Here is a 24,220-nt window from a genome sequence, read left to right on the forward strand (position 1 = left end):
GATCGAGTAGGTTTCCTATACTCGTTTTGGAAAGAGGCTATCGGTGCCAATAATAGAATGGGAAAGCGGTCAACCAAAGTGTAGCTTGCCAAAAAACTCCGGGGCATGGAAATCTGGCTTTGGAAGCGCTATGTTATTCCATGCTAGAAAATGAGGAGTATGCAAGCTGTCGCCACATTTATAAAAATTGGCCCTGGCTTCTTTTCCCTTTAGCGAATCCAATGGCGTATAACAGAAAACGGTGCGCGGGATAAGCAACACGATTTCCCATACGAAGCGTTTTCTTCCATTGACGCATGCAGAATCTATTTTCCCATAGGATGGTATACTTTCCACCAGGGAAAGGGGAAGATTTCTCCTCGATACTCTCCTGCTGCCATAGGCTATTTTACAATAACCCAAACAATTAAATTCTAAATTATAGTAATTGCCCCTGTCACTATCAAAAGCAATGAAGAATTCCACACAGCTATCCTTGTGCATACCTCCATTGGAGCTTGCATTTGCCTTTACATGATACTCTTCTATAACATATTTAAGGCAAATGGTATCTCCGTCATGTGCGATAGCGAAGTGGGCATCGACTTCGTGCAGGTATTGCGGCCAAGGATTATATGCTATACGTTGTAGCGCTGACATTTCCAATGACTTAGTAAAGTCCTCTACCGGCGCACCCGATGTGTCAATAAATGGAACAATGAGTTTCTTCACCCTCGGCTTCCAGTTTTATTTAACAATGAGCTACTCTGTTTATCTAAAAATAACATGGTGTTTGCATGCTTTCTCAATATAGTAGCTGGATACATTTCTACGATTTCACGTTGCATGGTATCATGAACGGCTTTTGCCTTTGCGGCCCCAGGAACAACGCAATAGATATATGAAGCCGCCAGCATGACGGGGATCGTCAATGTCAAGGCATGGGTAGGTACTTGTTCAATAGCGTCAAAACAGCCATCATTGACTTGTTGCCGCCTACAAGGTTCGTCTAACTGAACTACTTTAACCCTCTTGGGATCATTAAAATTGGCTACAGGAGGATCATTGAACGCAATGTGTCCATTCTCCCCTATGCCCATGCATATGATATGCGGAGGATGCTCGATTATCAAATCCGTATATCGAGTACACTCATCCTCGAGATTCTGCGCATTTCCGTTGAGATAATGAACGGATTTGAAGGGCAGCCGGCTAAACAGTCTATCTTTTAAAAATTTGCCGAAACATTGTGGTTTATTGCTATCCAAACCTATATATTCATCCATATGAAATGCATTGACGTGATTCCAATCAATATCCTCATACAGGCACAAGGCTTCGAGCATTTCATTTTGAGATGGGGCTGCCGCAAAAATGACATTTACGTCGTCATGAACTGCTAATAGTTCCTCTAGTTTCTTCGCTATTTCCTGAGCGGCATCCTCACCCATTAACTGTCTGTTTTCGTATATCCTAATATCCATTTCTTCCTACAATCATCAACCCTATTATACTGTCCTTTGTTAATCAGAGACTACCTCTGTAGCGGAATACACTACCTTTCCCCGGACAATGGTAGTATCTATCTTAATATTTTCATCGAACAAGACGATATCGGCATCCTTTCCAGCAACCAGCGTTCCCTTCCTATCGTCTATTCTCATGATAGTTGCAGGCGTGAGCGACATCATCTTGACGGCATCTATCAATGGTACATCGGCCAATTCGACCATATTGCGCACTAACCTATCGGCTGTGGCCACACTTCCGGCAAAAGCACTACGATCAGTAAGTTTTGCCACATTATCTTCGATAATCACTTTCATCCCATTGCGCAGGCTCCCAAGGATACTTTCTCCCGGAGGCATGCTCGCGGCACGCATCGCATCTGTAACTAAGGCAATTTTATCCGGTCCCTTTATTTTGTACACCAGCTTAAGCAATGGCATAGGCAAGTGTATCCCATCGGCAATGATTTCTACGGTCATTGCGTCTAGGAGATATGCGCTTTCGACCACGCCTGCATAGCGATAGGCATTACGCCTCGAAACGCTGGACATGCAGGAGTAAAAATGCGTTGCGTGCGTAAACCCTCTTTCATAGGCTTCCAGTACCTCTTCATAGATCGCATCGGTATGGGCTATGGCGGGTAAAACATTTTTGCTCATCATATATTCTCCAAACCGCAATGCACCCGGCAATTCCGGTGCAGCACTCCATCTTCTTATGGCGGAAGAGCTTGCCAATATTTCTTTGTACTCCTGCGGGTCTGGATCACGGATATAACGCGGGTCCTGAGCGCCTTTTTGTTTCATAGAGAAATAAGGGCCTTCGATATGCAGGCCTATGAATTGCGCCCCAGAAACATTTTCACTATCCGCTTTATCGTATAAGGCTATCGTATCCAACAGGTCCTGTTTTTCGCAGCTCAAGGTTGTCGGCATCAAAGCCGTAGTACCATAAGCCGCATGCGCTTGGGCTATTCCCAAAAAAGCCTCCAAGGTATTGTCCATAAAATCATGCCCGCCCCCTCCATGTACATGAATGTCTATAAATCCTGGCGCAATATATTTGCCTCGTGCATCTATTTCCCTAGCACCTGTTATAGCGATATTCCTGTCGCTTACTTCTTTAATGCGTCCATCGGCAATAATCACACATCCCTCTTTTATCGTTCTATGAGGTGTAAGTATTTGGCCATTGTATATTTTCAAATAGTCCATTCGCGTGTTTCTTTTTAAAAAGACCAGCTTTTTAACCTATATCCGTAAAAAGCATAAAAAATAAGATAGAGATAACAGGGTAGCAATACCCAATAGGCCTGGCGTAGTCCGTGACCATCGGCCCAAAAACCATATAGCAAAGGCATAATTGCATTGCCACACAAGCCCATAATCAGTAGCGATGCCCCAACCTTGATAAAACGACCGAGATTGTCCAGCGCCAAAGGCCAGATACCCGCCCATATCATGGAATTCGCAAAGCCCAGCAACACTACAAACCAGACAGAAACATCCGTATAGTGCCCCAATAATTGTATTTTACCGTGCACCAAAAGAACGAGTAAGCTAAAAAGTAGGCCCAAAATGGTACAGATCCTTAAAGCACTTAGCTGGCTTAGCACCTTAGGTATAAAACTGATACCCAATAGGTAACCGATGATGGTAGCCGTCAAGGTATAGGACGGAAAAACCTTCGCTTCCAAAAAAGGCACACCAGTCTCGGAGACGTAGCTTATGATACTATCTACCGCTATAACCTGTGAGCCGACATGAAAAAATATAGCTATCCCTCCAAGCACCACGTGAGGAAAATCGAGAATGCTTTTTTTCCCCGAATTGGTGACCGCGACTTTGTCGTTTTCGGATTCCGTGTCTATTTCTGGCAGGGGCGAATACCTAACAAAAAATCCCAAAGCCAACAATACGACGGAAACAAGGGCATAAGGCGCGATGACCCTTGCAATGAGCTCGTCCAGTGCCTGTTCCTTCTCACCTCCCTGCATGACAGCTATTTCCTTGAAAAGTTCATTATCCGTAGGCCGCAGGATAACCGCTGCAAACAACAGCGGAGCAATGATACCTGCCAGTTTATTGCATATGCCCATTATGCTGAACCGCTGCGCTGCCCTTTCTTTATCGCCAAGGATGGTAATGTAGGGGTTTGCGGCTGTTTGCAATATGGCCAAACCCATTCCTATAGTAAACAAACCAGCCAAGAAAAGTCCGTAAGTTCGCGTTAAACCAGCAGGGACAAATATTACAGCTCCAATAGCCATTACCCAAAAGCCAAGCATCATACCGTTCTTGAAACCTATTTTCTTAAGGAGTAAGGCTGCCGGCAAAGACATGACCAGATAGGCTATATAGAAGGCAAATGCGACTAGGTAGGACTGGAAATTATTGAGCTGGCAGGCTATTTTAAAATAAGGAATGAGGATGGCATTTATCCAGGTAACAAAACCGAATATAAAGAACAGCACTCCTATGATGGCTATAGAAATGTTTGTATCTCTCTTACTTAATGAGGTAGCCTGCACGGCCCGTTCCTGTTGCTTCATAGATTTTAAAATTACTGTATACTGGAAATCCTACTTCCCCTGCCCCTACTGTCAAAGGCCCTGAAAACCAGGTTGCCCCCGACTTTAACGGGCGAGTTATACATCGGGCTATTCAGCGTTGGTATACTACCATCCGTGGTATATCTTATCGTAAAACCCGGCAACTGACAGTTGGCACTCACATAGTCTCCTTTCTTTTTCAGGCCAGGTACAGGTATGCGGTATGCAAATCCCCCAGCGTAGTAATCCAGTCTTTTCAGTTCCCTTCTGCCAACAATAGCAAAGAACTCGGCAAGGGATTTCTCGTATGCCTGTTTTGACTTTAGCGAATCTGGCTCTTCTGCCCACTGGGGGCTTCTGCTCCATGCTTTTTCTGCCAAGGCCAAGAACCTAGGCAATATTAGATATTCCATTTGATCGGGGCTTTTCACCGTCTCTGACCATAGTAGCCCTTGTATGCCTACGATATTGGCTTTACCGTCATCTGAAAGTTTTTCTGCATGGGACAATACGCTGTCTTTCAATTGCCGACCCAAATAATCCTTCTGCTGATTTCTAAGGTAATCGAATGGTATAAAACTAAAAGGTTTATCCAGTTCGGTAAACCCACCCCAATAAAAGCCAGGCTCTTCAAACTGCTTATGATAGGCCATATCAAAATAGAAGTTGGTCACAAACGAGAGTACGACTTGATAGCCGGAATTTGCCAATCGATAAGCCAAATCTTCACTTCCCAACAAATTGTTCCATACATTGACATGAATATTCCTGTTGCGGAAGTCCGTATTGGGTATCCATTTCTTTTTGCCCTCGACGCTTACTTTACGTAGGGCCACCTCTTCCCATCCCGAAAGGTAGAGGCTCTTTTTTTTGAGCATTTCATAAATATTGTTGAAAAAATATTCCCAAAGGTCTTCTGTCGCCATTATGCTCCCGTGTTCTGATTTCAACTTTTCATAAGCAGGAGACTGCTCCCAGACACCGTTGGGCACTTCGTCCCCACCGAAATGGATGGTATTTAGTGCTGCTCCTGCTTCTTTATATATGTCTATCAACTCATCTGTCACTACTTCCAGAAAACGGTATACGGATGGCATGGAAACATCCGTTACATTGTCGTTCCATTTCTGCACGGACTGATAGGTTGATTTATCGTTAAGATCTTGCAAAAGGTATTTTTCGGCATCTTCTTTTTTGCCTTCCTTCACCAACCTTTGGTAGCGCGCTTCCATGGCCTTTATGGCCGCTCTCGCATGCCCTGGCGTTTCTATCTCAGGAATGACTTTAATGTGCCTATCTGCTGCATAGCGTAATATTTCGATGAAATCGCTTTTACTATAATAACCGCTTCCGGATGATCGGCCGACGAATGGCCCAGAGCCGTATGAGGGAGGAAGGCTTGCATGCACTCTTTGATCGATATGCCCTCTTTTGCTGCCCACTTCTGTAAGCTCTGGCAAAGCGGGAATTTCCAGCCGCCAGCCCTCATCGTCATTCAGGTGAAAATGTAAGGTGTTCAGCTTATAAAGCGCCATCAGGTCCAGTGTTTTTTTTATTTGGTCTTTAGGCTGGAAATTCCGGGCTACATCAAGCATCAGTGCCCTGAAACCAAACCGTGGCTCGTCCTTTACGGTTACGGCCCTGACATCAACACGGCTGTTCTGAACCGAATAGAAACCAGGGTCTATCAACGTCTTTAAGGATTGCATACCGTAAAATATGCCTGCCGACGTTGCCGCTTTTATATTTATTCCGTCAGGGTTTACTACCAATTCATAAGCCTCTCTTTGAAGGGCGTCTTCCTTTTGTAGCCTAATCACATTTTTTACATCCTTTGCAACAATGGATGTTTTCAGCTTTTCTCCCAACAATCCTGCAACGTCGGCATTTAAAAGCGTAGCTTCCCGTTCAAAAACGGCATCGTAAACGATAACCGTTTGGTGGTCTATATGAAATGCACCGTCACCCTCTTGATAAAAGGATGGTGTAGGGAAGATTTTCGGCAGGTCTCGCTCGGAGATATCGCGGATAGTTTCGTTCTGCTCATAAATCATTTCTGGCGAAGTCTCCCTGTCTCGGCCAAATCTGAAAAACTTCTTATCGTCTATTGGCGCCAACACTTCTCCCTGACCTAGCGGCTGTATTGCCTCACCCTCATTCCAGACAAGGTAAAAACCCTGCGGGGCATCAGACCTGTTCACCAGCCACGAATTGGAAACCATTTCATAACGCATATGCTCTCCAGGCCTCAGCCCTTCAAAATCGCTAGAAGGGCTTAAAAAAAAGAAATCACCGTTGACATGCGTAATATCCAGTTTGTCATTTGCCGATTTCGGCGTAATTATCCTTACAAAGTTAAAGTACAGTTTCCAACCGTCTTTCGGCAAGGTCGTAGTGCCATTATTCCTTATTTCCAAAACAGACAGAGCCCGTTCCTTGCCCAAATAATTATTTTCCAGCGGCTGCCAACTGACGTTTATTGGTAGGGTATCGTTTGATGTTTGTCCCTTTACTATTTCGCTCCCGATAAGCAAGCAACAGATGGCTTTTATTATTACTTTCATCCCCTGTTCATTTTATTACCAAATAAGACATCATTTAATATTGTGCTTATCGCGCGCGAGACGCTGACGCAACAAGTTTATTTTACTGTTCCTTAGCTTATTTTCCAGCGCTAGCTCGGCTTTAAAAAATGCATTCTTATTGAGTTTTTTAAATCTTTTTTCTAGCCTGGAAGTGTTGAGTGCATTCAGCTGTGTTAATATCTCGGGAATCTCCTCTTCTTTAAAAGACGGAGCATTTACTTTCATTTCCAACGACATATAGGTCAGGTATTGTTCCCTTATATCTGCCATCAGGCGATAATGGGCAAACTCCTGTTTGTTCTTAATAGGTTTTAAAGTTCTAAGCATTTGAGCAGCTATTCTTGCACTGTCGAGCAATTGATCCATACTGACAGAGGCTTTACTTATCGTCCCTTGGTTTATTTCATAGGGAGCGGCTTTCAAGGCATCCCAGAAAGCCATGGCCTGCTGCTGGTCAAGTCCATATTTGTCTTTTGCATAACCATATATAAAATCTTCCACCTCCAGCGGCTCATCCAGATTGACAGCTTGAAAATAAGCATCAATAAGCATGTTGAAACCAGTGATGGGATAAACCCTTCTGATGGCGTACAAATCCACGATATCCCTGGTTGTTTCCAAAACTGTCGAGTACAAGCCCGATGTGGACCAGGAAGTCATTATTATGCCTTTATATCCGAAATTCCTGGCTATGGGCACAAAATCGCGGATATTGTTGAAATGCTTTTCCCATTGGGTCAGGAAATAATTGTCGGGATGACTTCTTATGGCCGGAGAGCCCCATATTTCAAATCCGCTTTGCATCAATTGCTCGTGGTCTCCTAACATATTTATGTCCCAGCCATAGTTCCAATCTATAAATACAGTCTCCTTGGGCAGGCCTTTGAGCGCGTCAGGGTATTTTAGCGCAATATCTGCCCAGAGTACTGGACGTTTGCCAAAGCTGATCACGATATCGCACAAAAGCTTAATGTAATCTCCATATAAGCGGCCTTTGCCAACTGCGGCTACCTTTTCTTTCGACTCTTCCGAATGACCCAGCAGATAGGTTTCATCTCCTCCAATATGGATATAATCAGAATGATGCGTAGACACCAAGTCTTCGTAGAGATCGGTAAACAATTGCCTATCGAGGTCTTCCTTCAACGGGTTTACCTGCGAATAGTCTTTTTGGTCTTCGCGCAGTTCCTTATACCGATAGTGACGAAGGATATACTCGACATGTCCGAAACTTTGCTGAAGCGGAATCACATCGATGTTCAGTTTACTGCAATAATCGATAAAACCGACCACCTCTTCCCGCGTATAGGCAAAACGGTTGGGAATCAACGGATGCTTTTTAAAGGGGTAGGTTCCTTCCCATTCCATTACCAAGGTATTCATGCCATTGTCGCTTAACTTTTTCACAAAAGCTTTGAGTGCAGGCATCGTCATCACCTGTATCCGGAGGTCGAGGTGAAATCCTTTGATTGCAATTGGATCCGTCTCGCGCACTTGCGCTTTGGAAATCGTCCCAAACAACACGAGCAAGCATACGATATATAATAAGCATTTTCTATTCATGTAGTTTTAAGTAAAAAATCGCAATGGCCAAAAATCCAATACTAATTTCAATCCAGTATTCTTACTCGAAATACTCGATCTTCTCAATGATCATTTCTTGCTCCGTTGCATCAGAGGGGACTCTACCACGGAACAGCCATAGATTGAGCCTTAATCGTTCAGTTCCTCTACTTGGTGGAATATTACTTCCCCGATAAGTCCACTCATGGATACGATTACTGTCATCGACGATCAAGCCGTGTCCCTGACGGCTGAAAAAATCGACTCTATCCGGTTGCCAATTGAAGGAGTGCGTAGAAAACGCTGTCAGTAGGTCCAAGTCATAGCGTTCCTTGTTGCCGGGCAAATCTGCAGGTTGCACGGCAAATTGGGAATCTTGATTTTCCTGATCCGACCATTTCGAAAACTCAATATCAATCTCTTCTTCATCGTTAAGATAAGTAAACAAACCACCAACGACATGTTGGTCCAACTTACTAACATCACTGGATAGGTAAAAAACATATTTGCCATATCCCAAGGACTGCCTCAGAATTACTCCCGAGCAATACCAGAGTCCTCCTTTCTGAACGATCTTCAAATGTAATCGCCCGTCTTCATCGACCCATACGTTGTCCTCAGAATCTGAAAAGAAGTTTGGCCCTGGCCCTAGTTTGCCATCGTTAGAAGTACGAACAATCCACTCATAACCCGAGAACTTGATTATCCGTTCCGTCTGTGTCACCTGTTCATCGGGTTCTATTGTTGGGCCCGATGAACAAGAGCACAAAAGAACCATGACACCCAAAACCATTTTAAAACTATATAAAACGAATTTCATATAGCAAAAATTACTGAATATTGATTTTGACTTCGATATCTTCTAACACAGCACCCGTCCTATCCCTAGCAGATAACACTATGGTATCGTCCCCACTGCTCTCACCATCATGGATATAGATCAGGCTCAATGACTGGAGATCCGTCTGCACAAACTCTCCTCCCTGTCCGATTATATCTGCGCCTCTAACGAGCCATCCTTTTGCAGGAGCGGCTTCCACGGTATAGATGATGTCCGCAGCTTCGGCACCTGATACTTCCAGAAAATCTGTATTGATAACCACGGAACCTCCATTTGAAACCGGAACCTGTTCATTTGTTCCCACAACCAGTACATTTTGATTTGTTGCCAATGTCGCTATGATCATGGGAGGGTCTAGCGTAGGATGTTCTTTTGAAGCCAGATCGTCGGTTTTATTACCCGCAGGAGCAGCACCACTTTCCAACATAAAGGAAACCCTTCCACTTGGTGATTCATTTTTGTAAAAATTCGTAATATCAAAATTGAAAGCACTCACCTTAGAAGTGGTTACGTAAGAAATACGATCTCCAGCTCTACTGGGAGCATTGTTAAATGTAATCGTGGATTCTGTCCAGTTGTTGTTAGCCACTTTGTAAAGATCTAGGGTATAGCCATCTCCCGTTGTGAAACTAACGGACAACTTGAGTTTCATATCCACGACGGCTCCTGGCTTTTCAAAATCATCAAGATCAAACATCAGGTACGCGATTCTATCATAAGCAGAATTACCCGCTGGACTAGAATATTTCGGTCTGAGGAGCGGATTAGAGCCATAATTCGTATTTGCATATAATTCACCAGGACTATCACCAGCCACAAAAGAATCATGCAAAGGATAGATCGTGTCTCTCACCAATGTAGGGTCTTCACTAGCATCAATGGCTGGAGCGGAAAAATAGACGATAAAATCTACCGCATGCATCACGCCATTAGTCGGTTCCAGATTGGAAGTACGGATTTCCCATTGTCTTGAGGTTCCTTGGTTTATTAATCCCACATAATTGTTATTGCGGGAAAGGTACATGGTCTGTCCGTTTTCGGTCTCATAGGCTATAGGTCTATTGCTCGTTATTTCGGGATCGGTAAAAATAACACGGGCATTGACTATATGATACCGCAACATATTGCGCAGTATCGGCAAGGGTATATCTTCTACCGAACTGTAACCGCTGCTTTGCAGGTACGTATTGAACGCAATGTTATTGGGAACTATAAAAGTCCTTTCTTCCTGTTGATAAAGGTCTTGAAGTCCAGTACGAACGATCGCTCTTTGCAGCTGTGCAAAATCGCTGTTAGACTGAATAAATTCCCATGCCGTCATGCCCAGCTTTCCGTCAACTCCAGAGGGTTCGTATTTGAAATTTTCCTGGATTTCACAGCCCGTCATCAAGAACACCATCGTGATACACGCTGCTAAAATTCGATTTAAAATTCTTTTCGTTTGCATAATAAATTGTCTTTATTATCAATGCCTTGGCATCAAATTATCTGTAAAATTCGTTTTGCACCAGATTTGGATTGCGATTGATAGCATCCTCGTGAATCGGCCATAGTATATTGCGCGGATCACTAAGTCCGTTAATCGGTTGCATCACCTCGATAGCTTTATCAGTCCTTACGAGATCAAACCAACGGTGACCTTCGTAACAAAGCTCTATCGATCTTTCATGCATAATGGCGGCAGTGACATCGCCGTAGCCTTGCGTTGCAGCTTCTTCGTCCAATCCGCTCAACCCGGCACGACTTCGGATGCTATTCAACAAGGTCAATGCTTCTTGGTTTTGCCCTAATCGAGCATGCGCCTCCGCTTTCAGTAACAGAATATCGGCCAATCGAACCAAAACAATGTTGTTGGCAGATGGATCGGCACTTTCGTCATTGAAACCTTCCCCGAAAAATTTCCAGATTTTTCTTGGTTGCACTTGGGTGTTGTCCCAAATCTTCGGTCTGCGCAAATCCCCGTCTTCGAAGGAATCCATGAACCGCTGGCTTGGAAAATAGTCTGCATCCGAGCCCAGGGCGTAAAGAACACGCATCAAATTGGTCTGGACCTCGTTGTAGCCGACCTCAAATATACTTTCGCTGCTCAGCCCAGCGGAAAACATGTTGTTCCAGTTGCTGATCGAAACCAACGAATATAAGGGATTATCGAGTACGCGCTCTGCCGCTATGATGGCATCTCCATATTGCTTCCGCCACATATATACCTGTGTCAGAATACCATCAGCACCACCACGAGTAATCAAAACCCTATCGCGTTCTCCGCCGTAGCTTGACGAACAGAATTCCGAAGCGTACAAAAGATCGTCCACGATTTGGTCAAGAATAGCTTCTTTATCCGTTTTTGGCAAAAACAGATCCTGCTGCACACTCTCATAAGGCTCCAAGGTAAAAGGCACGTCTCCCCATACCCTCACCAAATAAAAATAGGCTATGGCCCGCAATGCTCTTGACTGCCCTATCAATTGATTTCTTAATGCACTGGTTTCATCCTCAAAAACCTCCGGAATATATTTTATCGCATAATTGGCCCTGCTGATTACCGTGTACAGGTTATTCCAGTTGGCCGATGTAATGATGGGTGTCAACGTATTCTGGCGAAGTGCAAAAGGATCTCCGGCGTGGTTGGTCTCGACTGCATCTGCTCTTCCCTCTCCCCAATACGCAAAATTGCCCCGAAATGTGGACTGCATGGCATTATAGATACCATACACGCCCGCCTGTGCGTCACTTGTACTTTTATAGAATCCCTGTGCCGAGAAACTGCTGATTGGATCTTTATCTAAAATTGAATCTGCGCAAGAGCCCGATAAAACGAGCATGGCGCCACTTATTATTCGTATAACTGTTCTTTTCATCTCCAAAAATTTTAAAGCCCAAAACCTAATCCGAAAATGACCGTACGACTTTGTGGATAAGATCCCTCGTCCAACCCTACCCGTAATCCGGCATAAGAATTCACATCTGGATCAAAACCGGTATACCTGGTCCACGTCACCAGATTGGTCGCCGTCACAAAAGCATCCAGCGAGCGTAGACCGATACGATGGATGAAATTGGGCGAGAAGCTATAGCGAAGATTTACATTCTTGAGTTTGATGTACGATGCATCCTCCACCCATCTGCTCTGCACCCGGCTATCGGTTTGCATGGGATCGTCCCTTACCGGTTTGGGGTAATCCGTTACGTCTCCCTGCTGTCTCCATCTTCGCAAAGCATCCGTCGACAAGTTATTGTAACGTACCACAGCATTCCGTTGAGCGTTGATTTCGCTATAGATATCGCCGCCATAAGAGAATTGGAAAAATACATTCAACGAAAAGTTCTTATACGTAAAATCATTCGATATACCGCCAAAAAATTTCGGTTGAGCATAGCCGATGATCTGCCGATCGTCCTGATTAATGATATTGTCTCCGTTTACATCGTTCCAGATGGGATCACCACCCTTAAACACCTGTCCCAGGGCACCGTTGGTCACCCCATTCACATTGTCTTCATCTCGGGCATATACACCATCAAACCTCCAGCCGTAGAAGACCCCAATGGGCAGGCCCTCCTGCAAGATATGATAGGATCCATTCTGTATATATCCGTTGGTAAGCAATTCCTGTGGGAGCGACTTTACCTTATTTCTGTTGGCACTGATATTGAAGTTGGTACTCCAACCAAATGGTCCGACAAGGTTTTTGCTGGACAGCAAAACTTCAATCCCACGATTTTCGATGCGCCCGATGTTCTGTGTAATGGCACCGAAACCGGTAGTAGTGGGAATAGGTACATTGTACAACAGATTCCTAGTATCCTTCAGGTACACGTCGGCATTTAAAGTAAGTCGGTTTGCCAAGAGCGCCACGTCCAATCCTGCATTGTATTGTGTTGTCGTCTCCCACGTCAATCCCGCATTGGGCATCACGGATGGTGAGGCGCCAGAATAATCTAGGTAGTTTGTTCCCACAATGAATTCACCTTGGGAAGTATAATCACCAATCGCTTCATTTCCTGTCTTTCCGACACTAAAGCGAAGCTTTGCGTCATTTAGAGCCTTCAGATCATTCAAGAACCCTTCTTGGGAAAAGCGCCATCCAACCGAAGCCGAAGGGAAGTATCCAAAGCGTTTATCTCTTCCGAACCTGGAAGAACCATCGGCCCTGAGATTGACTTCTGCCAGGTACTTCCCCTGATAGTCGTAAGATACCCTTCCAAAATAGGACAGCATGGCATGTTCCGAAGCCACATTTATATCCACCCCATTGGCATCCTTATTAGAAATGACGCTCGCGGCATTCAGGGTCCTGATATTGTCACTCGGAAAATACATACCGTTCAAACCAGTACGTTCGTATTTCCAGTTTTGGAAACTAAATCCAACCAATGCGCCAAGGTTATGGTCACCATTAAAGACGCGGTTGAACCGCAAGAAGTTTTCATTGCCCCAAGTGAGGTTATTGGTACTTCTTACAGCCCCGGTATTGTATCCCTCCCTATAGTCCAAAATGGAAGGCATGAATTCATCCTCTTTCATTGCCGTAAAATCGAAATTCAAATTGCTCCGAAAAGTAAGCCCTTCAATAAATTGATACTCTAGGTATTCACTGCCGATAATCCGATTGCTTTTGTTCAGATGAGTAGCGTATAAAGCGATCCCAACAGGATTGCGCCTCCCCAGTGAATATCCATTCAATGAACCGTCTGGTAGGTACATCGACATAATAGGAGGCCTAATTAACAATTCACGAATCACGCTCAGATTACCGCTGCCTCCTGCATTTATCCGATTATTGGTCGCGTTGGTAAATGAAACGCTTTGTCCTATCGTTAGTTTGTCGTTCACATCAAAGTCCACGTTCAACCTGGAGGTAACCCTTTTGTAATTTGAATTCAGGATAACTCCGTCTTGATCCAAGTAAGAAGAGCTCCAGGCATATTTCGTATTTTTTGTACCCCCTCGAATGGCCAAGTCCAGCTTGTGCTGACTCGCCGTACGCATCAATTCGCTTTGCCAATCTACGTCTCCGTTGTTCATAGGGTTTAACGAGTCCAAAACCGTCCAGTAAGGTTCTTCGGGATTGGTCATATTCCTATAGGAGTCCAAGATAACTTCCCTATACTGGCTAGCGTTCAATACGCTCAGTTTCCGCGTAAGCGCACTCACTCCGGTGGTTGCGTTAAAGCTCACCTGAGCTTTTCCTTCCGCCCCGCGCTTGGTGGTGATCATCACCACCCCGTTGGCTGCCCGTGATCCATAGATGGCCGTAGAAGCAGCATCCTTGAGAATTTCAATGGAAGCGATATCGCCTGGATTGATATCGGCCAAAGGATTCAGCCCAAAGTTTTCCGTGCCGTTCAATGAGGATAGGGAATTGGATTCAATGGGTATGCCGTCTACCACAAACAGCGGATTATTACCAGAATTCAAGGAGGAGTTACCTCTGACGCGAATCGTCATTTCTCCACCTGGGGCTCCCGAATTCGAGGTTACCTGTACACCCGCGGCCCTCCCCTGAAGAATCGATATCGGGTCCTGCAAGGTTGTTTTTTCAATCTCTTCACTTCCCACGGATACAACTGAGCCCGTTAAATTCCGCTTTTTCTGCGTACCATAACCTACGACCACTTCCACTTCACTCAAATCGAAAGCCTCAGCACTAAGCTTTACTTCCAGTTCATCCTGGGTTGTAATATCTACTGATAGTTTTTTATACCCAAGGAAACTAAATACCAGTACGGGACTGTCGCCAGTCACTTGAATACTAAATCTACCTTGGCCATCCGTCGCTACACTTCTATTCGTAGATAAAAGTGATACGGAAACCCCAGGTAGTGGTTCTCCGGTTACTTCATCTTTAACCTGTCCTGTCACGGTTCTTGAGACACCCTGTGCATGTATGGCCGCCGGAACCAGCCATATAAGCACCAATGAAAACAGGAAAATAAGTTGTTTGATATTCCTCATAAACATACTTTTTGCTTGGTTTTTGTTGTTTAAAATCAATTTTCTTTAATCTCCGTAGGCATGCCAGAAGCATTTATAGCTATCGTCGCCTCTGTTTTGTAGTCAATTGTAAACACATAACGTCTTATATTAAATTAAGGGACTAATATTCCTTTATCCACAGGGAAAAGTCATTCATTTTTACGGTAACGTACACGTTAAATAGCAAAAAAAATATCGATTGATGTATTTTATTGTTTTATCCTTTAACGGTAACGTACACGAAAATAGTAATTCGTCTTCAAAAACCAAATATTTTTCATTTTTTTAACAAAAAAATTTATTTTGAGAGAAAAATGGCCAGCGGTATCCAGTTCGATACGATTGGCAAAAAACGATTATAAGGAGGGGAAGGAAGATGGTCTAGTTTTCGTAAAAAATGTAGTTTTCCCTCGTAATGATATCAATAGGCATATAATGGAGCTTTTCTATCTCCTGTGACTGAACTAAGTAATGATATAGCGCCATAACACCTCTATATCCTTGTTCTCGAGGTTTCTGGCAAATCAGAAAATCAATAGTACCATTTTTTAAAAACCTAATATTCTCGTCCAAAAAATCAAACCCTATCAACTTCACATCCTCGCGCCCAGTGTCCTCCAAGTATTGAGCCACAGAAGAAACTCTGGAATTGGTAACGAATATAATGTCTATAGAATGCGCTGCAAATAGTTCCTCCAAACTACGCTTGATAGAAGAATAATCTGTTTGTCGCACATCCATTCTTAACAGCTCATTGTCTTGGTAGTACTTTGCAAAGTAGGCTTTAAACCCATCCTCTTTTTTCAGCAAATGATGGTGTGTATCGATCTCTTTAGAGATATTTACAACCAGTATCTTCTCATTTCCCCTCACTAGATAGCGTATGAGATGAGCCACAAGGTAGCCACTTTGATACAAATTGGGCCCTATATAGCACAGATTGTGCTGATCCTCTATATCGGAATTGATAAATACATATATGATTCCCTTCTTTCTACATCGTTCCAAAAATTCAAGGGATTCTGCTTCAAACATAGGAGCCAACAACACGCCGTTGTATTCGTTCTCCAATATAGAGGACGATTGCGCAAGAAAAGTCTTTCTGTCGTTTTGGTCAAAAAAATAAATATCCACTACGATTCCGTAATCTTTTATTTCGGCAGCCGCTTTCCTAATTCCTTCCAATGGAGCATTCCAGTAACCAGTTTCATCCGAAACCTCGGGGATAAACACAGCAAACTTGATTAATTTCTTGGAGGCAAGCCTTCTGGCCATAATATTAGGCTGATAGTTCAACTCCTTGATAATTTCAAGAATTCGTTGCTTTGTTTTTTCAGAAACACCGATCCTATTGTTCAATACCCGATCGACCGTAGCAATGGAAACTTTTGCTCTCCTTGCTATTTCTTTGACACCAACAAGTTGCGTTTGGCTTTTTCCTTTCATCAAGGCAAAGCTATTAAAACACTTTTTTATACAACAACAGTAGAGTAAATTTTAATACAAAAAACTGATTTACAAATAAATAATTAGAAATCAACATTTTCCCAATACCACAAACCCTTTTTCGTCATTAAGAACTCACCAAAGTTGCGTGCAGTGCCAAAGCGCAGGCAAACTTTGGTGAAGTTTTAAAAAAAAGGGGTTTATTTCGTCTGTGTCCCCTAATCTAGCGCGCACACCACAAATTCATAACTATAATCTGCATAGGGCAATTGGTACTTTGGCAATGGCCAAGCGCCCCAGGTATTGATACCGCCCACGCCCATCTGTTTCCAGTCTATATGCAACTGCGTCAATGGACGTGGAGCTATATCCGTCGCATGCCGCTGATGCTTGCGATCGCCGTCATCCAGGTCGCTGTCGAGGTAGTGTAGCGCGCTCATGCTCAACAGGGAATCGGAGCTTATCTCCAAGCCTTTTTTTCGCCTATCCAGAACCTTGAAAAAGCGAATATCCGTTTTGTTGCCGTTTTCCTGCGGTCGCACATAAGGATAATACTGTTCATCCACGCTTTGCCTATACAGGGCCACGAAAGCCGCTTCTTTCCTGTCCCAATAGTTCTCCATGGGCCCGCGCCCATAGTACGCTATATCATCAAAGCCTTTGGGCATCACCCAGGTCATGCCAAATCTCGGCAAAACGCTTACCTTTTTTGCCGTGTCTACCTCCAGTTGTTGCCTTACCTTCATTTCGCCCTGACCATTCAGTACGTAGCTCAATGTTAATGTCGAAAATACGGAATCGAGCGTATAATGAGCCTCTATATAGGCCAATCCTTCTTTGACCGTCATATCAAATCGTGTTAACTTGGGATCGCTACCAGCATGTTTCCAAGCCTTCAATTGCCTTTGAAGGCGTGCCCCATAGTCGTTATCGTTCATTGCCCTCCAGAAATCGGGTCTTAGGCCATGCCCGGAATCCAGCAGGTCATGCCCTTTGTGCTTAAATTCCTTGATGAGCCCGTCCTGCTTGTCCCACCGAACAAGGAGCGATGGGGACTTGATGTAATGGCTCGCAGCATCCTCGTCCTTGCTAAGGGTACCTTTCCCGACGATAGCTGTTTGGCTGACGAATGTACCGCCCAATGCCAGCTGTTCCGAGGCTATCAAATGCCCCTTGGCTATGAGCGGTTCCGCTTCTTTTAGCGTAAATCGGAGGTTCAGGAACACCTCTCCTTGCTTGCTTTGCTTCAGCGGAAGCGTGAAGGTCCGTTTTTGCTGAGGGGCTATGTTCACGTCACTTAACTTTCCCTGTTGAACTGGCTCCCCGTTCACCAGCAGTTGCCAATGCATCTCCACATTGGCCAGATCTGCAAAAAACCTCTCGTTAAAGAGTTCAATGGTATTATCCCCCAGCCAAGTAGCATGTATATCCTGCTGCACTTTTTTCACTTCCCATACATGCGGATTGGGGTTGCGGCTCACCGTAAACATGCCATTGGCAGAGAAGTTGCCGTCGTTCTTCACGCCCCGGGGTTCATAGTCTCCTCCATAAGTAAAGGTGGTATCGCCTTTTTCGTCTACCCGCACGAAACACTGATCTACAAAATCCCAAATAAAGCCGCCCTGCAGGGCCTGTTGGTTTTCCCTTATCAACTGCCAATAATCACTGAAATTGCCCAGGGAATTCCCCATGCCATGCGCGTATTCGCACATGATGAGCGGCCTTGTTGGCTGTGGATTGTTCTTTAGGTATTCTTCCAATCTTTCTGGACTGGGGTACATGGGGCAAATCAGATCCGAGTTGAACTCCCATTCCAATTTGCCGTAATCGCTCACGGCACGTTCGTAGTGCACAGGTCTGCTGGGGTCCCGCTCTTTCATCCACAGATAGCAGGAGTAGAAATTGTATCCGTTGCCCGCCTCGTTGCCCATGCTCCAAATAATGACAGAAGCATGGTTCTTATCGCGTTCTATCAAGCGCTTCACGCGTTCCAGGTGCGCATGTACCCATGTGGGCCTGTTGGCCATCGTCCGGTTGATGTCGTAGCCCATGCCATGCGACTCGATATTTGCCTCGTCTATTACATAAAGTCCGTACCGGTCACATAGCCCCAGCCAATAGGGATCATTGGGATAATGGCTCGTACGCACGGCATTGAAGTTGTACTGCTTCATCAACTGGATATCGCGCAGCATGTCGGCCCTGCTCACGACCGTGCCGGTATTCATGTTGAACTCGTGCCTATTGACTCCTTTTATCAAAATAGGTTGGCCATTCACCAGCAGTTGTCCGTTTTTGATCTGTATATCCCTGAAACCTATGCGCTGCGGAATGATTTCGCTGCTGTTTCCATCTGTGTCGTAAAGCGTGACAAGTACATCGTACAGGTTGGGCGTCTCCGCGGACCAAAGCAATGGCTTTTCCACCAATATATTGGCCGTAGCCACGCTATCGGAAAAATCCAAATGAGCGCTGCTGATCTCCTTACCGTCCCTTTGCAGCTTCACGCTGGCCTTCAAAGCTCCGGCAGATTTCTTATTCAGCGATATCTTGATGCCCAGATTACCACTATCAAAAGTGGTATTCAGACTGGGTTTCAGTTCTATATCATATATATGTTCGGGATTGCGGGCCAATAGGTAACAATCCCTAGTGATGCCACTCAACCGCCACATATCCTGGTCTTCCAAGTAGACCGCATCGCACCAGCGCATGATCTTCAGCACAAGGAGGTTCTTTCCCGGTTTCAGATAGGGGGTAGCGTCAAATTCGGAAGACAACTTGCTATCTTCCCCGTAGCCCACATATTGTCCGTTGATCCAAACGGAAAGGTTGGATTTTGCGGCACCTATGTGCAGCACGATCTGCTTTCCATTCCAGTTACTGGGCAATTCTATTTCACGTCTGTAAATCGCGGTAGGATTGTTATCCATGGGCGTATAGGGCGGATTCGGTTTCATCAGGTGCGTAAATTCAAACCCCGCGCTGGAATAAATCCGATAGCCATAGCCATTCATCTCCCAGTTGGCAGGCACCTGAAACGTATCCCAGTCCGCATCGGCCAGTCCCTCCCGCATGAAATCATCGGGAAGCTCCGAAGGTTTCTCGGACCACTTGAACTTCCAACTCCCATTCAGACTTAGGTAATTGGGCGATTGCTGCCAGTCGTTCACTTTTGCCTCTTTGGGATCTGCATAGACAAAATAGGAACTGTGCATGGGCAGTCGGTTTTCCTCGGTGATTTTCTCGTTATTCCATGGAAAACGGCTGGATAGGAGTGCCGTATCTACTGCACCACCTTGACTGCCGGAATTGAAAACCGGACTAGACTGGGCAAATGCCAAAGATAGGTACAGGAAACCCACAGTGGCGATTGCTGTAAGGTGTCTCAAAAATGGTTTGTTCATTTGATTATATAAATAAGCTACGATTGATAGTAAATAAAATCGCAATATACCCACTTTTCGGAATGTAATTAGGGGGCAATCTAGTACAAAAGAGGGGGTATAAAACTTTAAGGGGTATAAAGTTTACCTACGACCAATTTATCACCCGACAAATCAACTTCAAACAAATGGGGAACCCTATGATATCGGCCATCGACGGCTTCATGGCTATGTGCAGCCATTAGCAGTTTGCCGTCCAAAGTATGGAACAACATGCCATGGCCATAATTGGGCGGGGTAATGTGCTTCTGCTCATGTATCCAAGGCCCATCCAAGGTTCCGCTCTCCGAATAGGCCACCCCCTGCGTATATACATCGTATATCCAACTGGTCCAGATCATTCCCAACCGACCCGTTGCGGTGCGGAACAGGTAAGGGCCATCGGTAACCTTGTTCGGACGGTCCTTGCCATCCTCACCTTTCTCACGGCTCCAAGGGGAATCACTGGCCCGAAACAACACTTTCCCCTCGCCTATCGCTCCGCTCAAATCAGGTTTCAATTCGATCTTTTCGATGGTGCCGTCCCAGTTCTGCAGCCACTCATAGCAGTAGACCATATAGGGCTTTCCATCCTTATCGACCCAGAAAGTTCCGTCCAAGGTCGGTTTATCGGCGGGCAAATAAATGGAATCCTGCATGGGTACATAGGGCCCATCGGGACGGTCGCTTACCAGTACATGGCTGGCACGGCGTTCTATTTCATTTCCCCTGACCGTGTCAATCTTGACGGATCTATTGGTAAAAGTGGCAAAATAATAGTATTTGTCCTTATAAGCATGGATTTCAGCTGCCCAGATCATTGGCTTTGGTCCCATCCACGAACTTGAATCGGTTTCGGCTACCCGAAAAGGCCCGTTCCAGTACTTCAAGTCACTGCTTTTCCAGAGCATGCCACCCGTACCAGTCATGTAATAGGCACTTGTCTTGCGGTCGGCCAGTATGGCGGGGTCGCTCAAGACAATGGAGTCCAAAGGAACGCTTTCCCTGATTTCGAGTCTTTCTCTTCTTTGTGCCGATAGCATCAATGAAAAAAACGAGCATCCTAAAAACAACCAAACCTTTTTCATTTCATCTTTTATTTAATAACGACCATTATTATTCCTATAGCGCAAAAAATGGATAGTATCCATCATTTCATTTCCTTCATCTCTTCACTAGAACAAGTCCCCCGTTAGGCTGTACCGATAGCGTGAGCTGCCCGTTCTTCTTGATATTCAATTCTTCCACATTCGATTGCCTATTCTTGCTATCGCCATATTTGAGCACCGTTTCTCCTGCCAACATTGGTAGCTCTACCTTCACGGAAAGCTGCTCATCAGTAGCATTGATCGCTGCTATGTACCATTTTTCTCCACTTCTCCTAGCGAGGATAACATATTTCCCCGGATAGCCATCAATGAATTTGGTTTCGTCCCATGTGGTTGGGATTTGTTTCATGAAATCTATTTCAAAGCTTGGCACATCATCCAGGTTATTGGGCGCTAAGGCAAACATTTGCACCGCATTCTGGAACAGCACAGCGGTCGCCAACTGAAAAATATCCGTCGTCTTCCGCACCGTACCGCCATCATTGGTCCTATTGTGGCGCTTATTGAGCAATACGGGACCAAATTCCATAGACCCCACCGTATTGCGTATAAACGGGTGCAAGGCGGCATGGAAAGCTTCCTTATCGTTTGCTTCTTGGGTAAATATGAGATTTTCGGAGGCCAGTACGGCTTCGCTGCCCACATAGTTGGGGTACATGCGCTCCCATCCCCTGGGCAGGGTACAACCGTGGAAAATAATCATCAATCCATAATCATTGGCATCCGAAAGGATATCTTCATAGAGCTTCATGGTTTCCTGTTTATCGCCTCCAAAGAAATCCACCTTGAGTCCCTTGATGCCCAGCTCTTTCAGCCATTTCATTTCTTTCTTACGTGCAATGGCATTGTTCATTTTTTGCTTGGCTCCCTGCGGGGCATCGTTCCAATAACCGTTGGAGTTGTACCACAAAAAGACATCAACTCCCTTGGACTGGGCATACTTGAACAGGTCGGGCATGCGCTCGTAACCAATCTGTTTGTCCCAAAGGCCATCTATCAGCACATATTCATATCCCATGGCTGCCGCTAGGTCTATATACCGCACCTGGTCATCATAATTGATGCTGTTGTCCTGCCACATAATCCAGCTCCAAGTGGAACGACCGTAACGATAATCCCGGGAGGCTTCGTACAGCGGGGAGACAACATCAAAGGGAACGGTAGTTTCGACAATTGGCTGTAAGGTATTGCCAACGGTAATGGTACGCCATGGTGTCTCCCCGGGCAAGGCAATGGCAGGATTGGCACTACCAATTCCGTTGTTCTCTCCCGGATTTGGGTAAGCAATGGTGTACAAACCATCCGCACTACCCTCACTTAGGTGAGCCCCACAATATAAGCTACGGACTCCCGTTTCCGATAACAGTACCCAGCCATCGCTGCCCACATGGAACAAGGAAGGAAAGGTATAACCCTCACCGTACCGTGACGGTGTTCCCAAGCGTTCATCGGGCACATAGGTTTCCTCATAACTCGGTTTGGTGCGCATCCACCCGATCATGGGACTTGCTTGCGGACTTAGGAAAGTGGTGGTATGCTGCGGAAAATCGAAGCCCGTGGCTTCCTTTACGATAATGGCATTGGCCGTTTCCCTGTATTGGAATAAGGCATATTTGAATGCAATATCATGATTACTGACCTGAAAGGTAATGGCTATTTGTTTTTTTTCCGCGTTTTCTAGCGTCAGCACCACCTTATTGGCTACATAGTTTACCTTGGAGCGCTTGATACGGTCAAGGGAATAGGCCTCGTTGATCGTCGACTCTTCCGTATTCACCAATCGCATTTCCTTGCTGAAATCACCTGCGCTGGTCACCAGGCCCAAAGGCGACTCTTCCAGCATGGCTTTTCCCTGATAGCTCACCGAATAGACGGGCAATCCTTGATGAATATAAAAACGCAGTGCCAGCTGCCCGTCGGGCCCCGTCACGAGCACTTCTTCTCCAAACAAGCATGTAAAAGCCATCAAAAACAGGCATACCAAGGTAATTCTTTTCATTTCAATATCAATCGTTAAAATTAAGTCCAATTGGTTCACATCCTAACAAGGACAAAACAAATGTACAAATTACATTTAATATCAGGTGGAAGAATTCACCCAAACCGTCCTACTTAAACCAATCCAACTGCCACTCATCCATCCATTTGACGTAGGGCACTTCTTCGTCAAGACCGATGGGCAGCCATATGTACCTGCTATCCTGCAAATTCTGTGGTCTCCAGATATCGGCCATGAAGATAAACGCATCTTTCTTGCCTTGCACGGGCAATATATAGGTCGATTGGCCACCGAAAGTCTTCTTGGCATTTGGCCCACGCATAGGGTCGCCCAAGAGCGTATACGGCCCCCTTATTTGATCGGCCACGTGTATGGAAGCTTCGTTTGGCGCCCAGCCCGTACAGCCGCTGGTAATCAGGTAATACTTTCCCTTATATTTGAACAAGGCAGGTGCCTCCCTTTGTCGCCTAAAGAGAAAAGTATCGTCCGTGGTGGCCGACAGGAAGTCGTCTGCCAGTTTCACGATGCGGAGGTCCATGTTCTCGTCCGACGAATAGATGTGGTAAGCGCTGCCATCGTCGTCTACATAGAGGTTCATATCCCTGGACATATTGCCATTGGGACGGAAACTGGAGACAAACTTAAATGGCCCCGTAGGCTTGTCGCTCACGGCCACCCCTGCCCGTGCCGCCGCATAGCCCCTGCCTTTCAGTTCCAGGTGGAACCACATGACATATTGATTGGTTTTCCTGTTGTATATGACCTTGGGTCTTTCCATGATACAGCCTAGGGTGATATCGCTATCGGGATCATCGGAAGGCGATAGCGCAATCCCTTCGTTCTTCCAGTTGTAAAGATCCTTGGAGGAATAGACAGACACCCCGCCCGATGAGGTTTTATCGCCCCGCTTTTCTCCGTACCAATAGTAAGTTCCGTTCTGGAACAATATCCCTCCGCCATGGGCATTGATGTGCTTGCCTTCGGTATCGGGCCATATGGAACCTGGCTGAAAGACATCCATCATTTTATGCTGTCCTTGCACCTCTGCAAGTTCCAATAATATCAAGCACAGTAAGGTCATACAAAATCTTGTTCTCATAATCATGGTCATAGCTGCTATATTTTACTGGCTAAAGATGCCGATTTCGTCCGATACGCAACATGGTCACTTTCGTATAATTGAGGGGGCAAATTCGCTTTGGCGCGCCGATAATAAAAGTAAGTTTGACATTTATT

15 protein-coding genes are annotated in these 24,220 nt (G+C 45.2%); all 15 read right to left on the reverse strand.

Annotation, left to right across the window (positions count from 1 at the left end):
* Positions 1–69: 69 nt before the first annotated feature.
* The 15 genes from A37S_RS0104495 to A37S_RS23605 all read right to left on the reverse strand — a co-directional run bounded on the left by A37S_RS0104495 (position 70) and on the right by A37S_RS23605 (position 24,083).
* A complete protein-coding gene (locus tag A37S_RS0104495; RefSeq protein WP_051292716.1) occupies positions 70–711 on the reverse strand; it encodes a carbohydrate-binding family 9-like protein in 642 nt (213 codons plus the stop codon).
* Positions 708–1,463: a glucosamine-6-phosphate deaminase gene (locus tag A37S_RS0104500; protein ID WP_028295947.1), complete on the reverse strand. Its 756-nt coding sequence runs from the start codon at positions 1,461–1,463 to the stop codon at positions 708–710. The genes A37S_RS0104495 and A37S_RS0104500 overlap by 4 nt, the downstream gene beginning before the upstream one ends.
* A 39-nt stretch (positions 1,464–1,502) precedes the next feature.
* Positions 1,503–2,702: an N-acetylglucosamine-6-phosphate deacetylase gene (gene nagA / locus A37S_RS0104505; protein ID WP_028295948.1), complete on the reverse strand. Its 1,200-nt coding sequence runs from the start codon at positions 2,700–2,702 to the stop codon at positions 1,503–1,505.
* Between the two features lie 14 nt (positions 2,703–2,716).
* On the reverse strand, positions 2,717–4,039 hold the full coding sequence (locus tag A37S_RS0104510) for a sugar MFS transporter (RefSeq protein WP_028295949.1): 1,323 nt from the start codon (positions 4,037–4,039) through the stop codon (positions 2,717–2,719).
* An 11-nt stretch (positions 4,040–4,050) separates the two neighbouring features.
* Positions 4,051–6,603 (reverse strand): family 20 glycosylhydrolase, encoded by a 2,553-nt coding sequence (locus A37S_RS23595; RefSeq protein WP_036601263.1) that lies wholly within the window; start codon positions 6,601–6,603, stop codon positions 4,051–4,053.
* Positions 6,604–6,633: 30 nt separating this feature from the next.
* A complete protein-coding gene (locus A37S_RS0104520; protein ID WP_028295950.1) occupies positions 6,634–8,187 on the reverse strand; it encodes a family 20 glycosylhydrolase in 1,554 nt (517 codons plus the stop codon).
* Positions 8,188–8,248: 61 nt separating this feature from the next.
* Positions 8,249–9,007 carry a glycoside hydrolase family 16 protein gene (locus A37S_RS0104525; RefSeq protein WP_028295951.1) on the reverse strand — a complete coding sequence of 253 codons (759 nt, stop codon included), beginning with the start codon at positions 9,005–9,007 and terminating at the stop codon, positions 8,249–8,251.
* Positions 9,008–9,017: 10 nt separating this feature from the next.
* Positions 9,018–10,475 (reverse strand): CBM96 family carbohydrate-binding protein, encoded by a 1,458-nt coding sequence (locus tag A37S_RS0104530; RefSeq protein WP_028295952.1) that lies wholly within the window; start codon positions 10,473–10,475, stop codon positions 9,018–9,020.
* Positions 10,476–10,512: 37 nt separating this feature from the next.
* Positions 10,513–11,886 carry a RagB/SusD family nutrient uptake outer membrane protein gene (locus A37S_RS0104535; RefSeq protein WP_028295953.1) on the reverse strand — a complete coding sequence of 458 codons (1,374 nt, stop codon included), beginning with the start codon at positions 11,884–11,886 and terminating at the stop codon, positions 10,513–10,515.
* Between the two features lie 11 nt (positions 11,887–11,897).
* Complete coding sequence (locus A37S_RS0104540) at positions 11,898–14,984, reverse strand: SusC/RagA family TonB-linked outer membrane protein (RefSeq protein WP_245586306.1); 3,087 nt, start codon at positions 14,982–14,984, stop codon at positions 11,898–11,900.
* A gap of 402 nt (positions 14,985–15,386) precedes the next feature.
* The gene (locus A37S_RS0104545) at positions 15,387–16,451 is read right to left on the reverse strand and encodes a LacI family DNA-binding transcriptional regulator (protein ID WP_028295955.1); all 1,065 of its coding nucleotides are present in this window, start codon (positions 16,449–16,451) and stop codon (positions 15,387–15,389) included.
* 218 nt (positions 16,452–16,669) lie between these two features.
* Positions 16,670–19,858, reverse strand: a complete 3,189-nt coding sequence (gene lacZ / locus A37S_RS23600; protein ID WP_084163749.1) for a beta-galactosidase, LacZ type — start codon at positions 19,856–19,858, stop codon at positions 16,670–16,672.
* Between the two features lie 107 nt (positions 19,859–19,965).
* Positions 19,966–20,964 (reverse strand): glycoside hydrolase family 43 protein, encoded by a 999-nt coding sequence (locus tag A37S_RS0104555; RefSeq protein ID WP_028295956.1) that lies wholly within the window; start codon positions 20,962–20,964, stop codon positions 19,966–19,968.
* 76 nt (positions 20,965–21,040) lie between these two features.
* A complete protein-coding gene (locus A37S_RS0104560; RefSeq protein WP_028295957.1) occupies positions 21,041–22,984 on the reverse strand; it encodes a glycoside hydrolase family 97 protein in 1,944 nt (647 codons plus the stop codon).
* A gap of 109 nt (positions 22,985–23,093) precedes the next feature.
* Positions 23,094–24,083: a glycoside hydrolase family 43 protein gene (locus tag A37S_RS23605; protein ID WP_036601296.1), complete on the reverse strand. Its 990-nt coding sequence runs from the start codon at positions 24,081–24,083 to the stop codon at positions 23,094–23,096.
* Positions 24,084–24,220: the final 137 nt, after the last annotated feature.

The sequence above is a fragment of the Olivibacter sitiensis DSM 17696 genome (genome assembly GCF_000427965.1).
Classification (GTDB): Bacteria; Bacteroidota; Bacteroidia; order Sphingobacteriales; family Sphingobacteriaceae; genus Olivibacter; species Olivibacter sitiensis.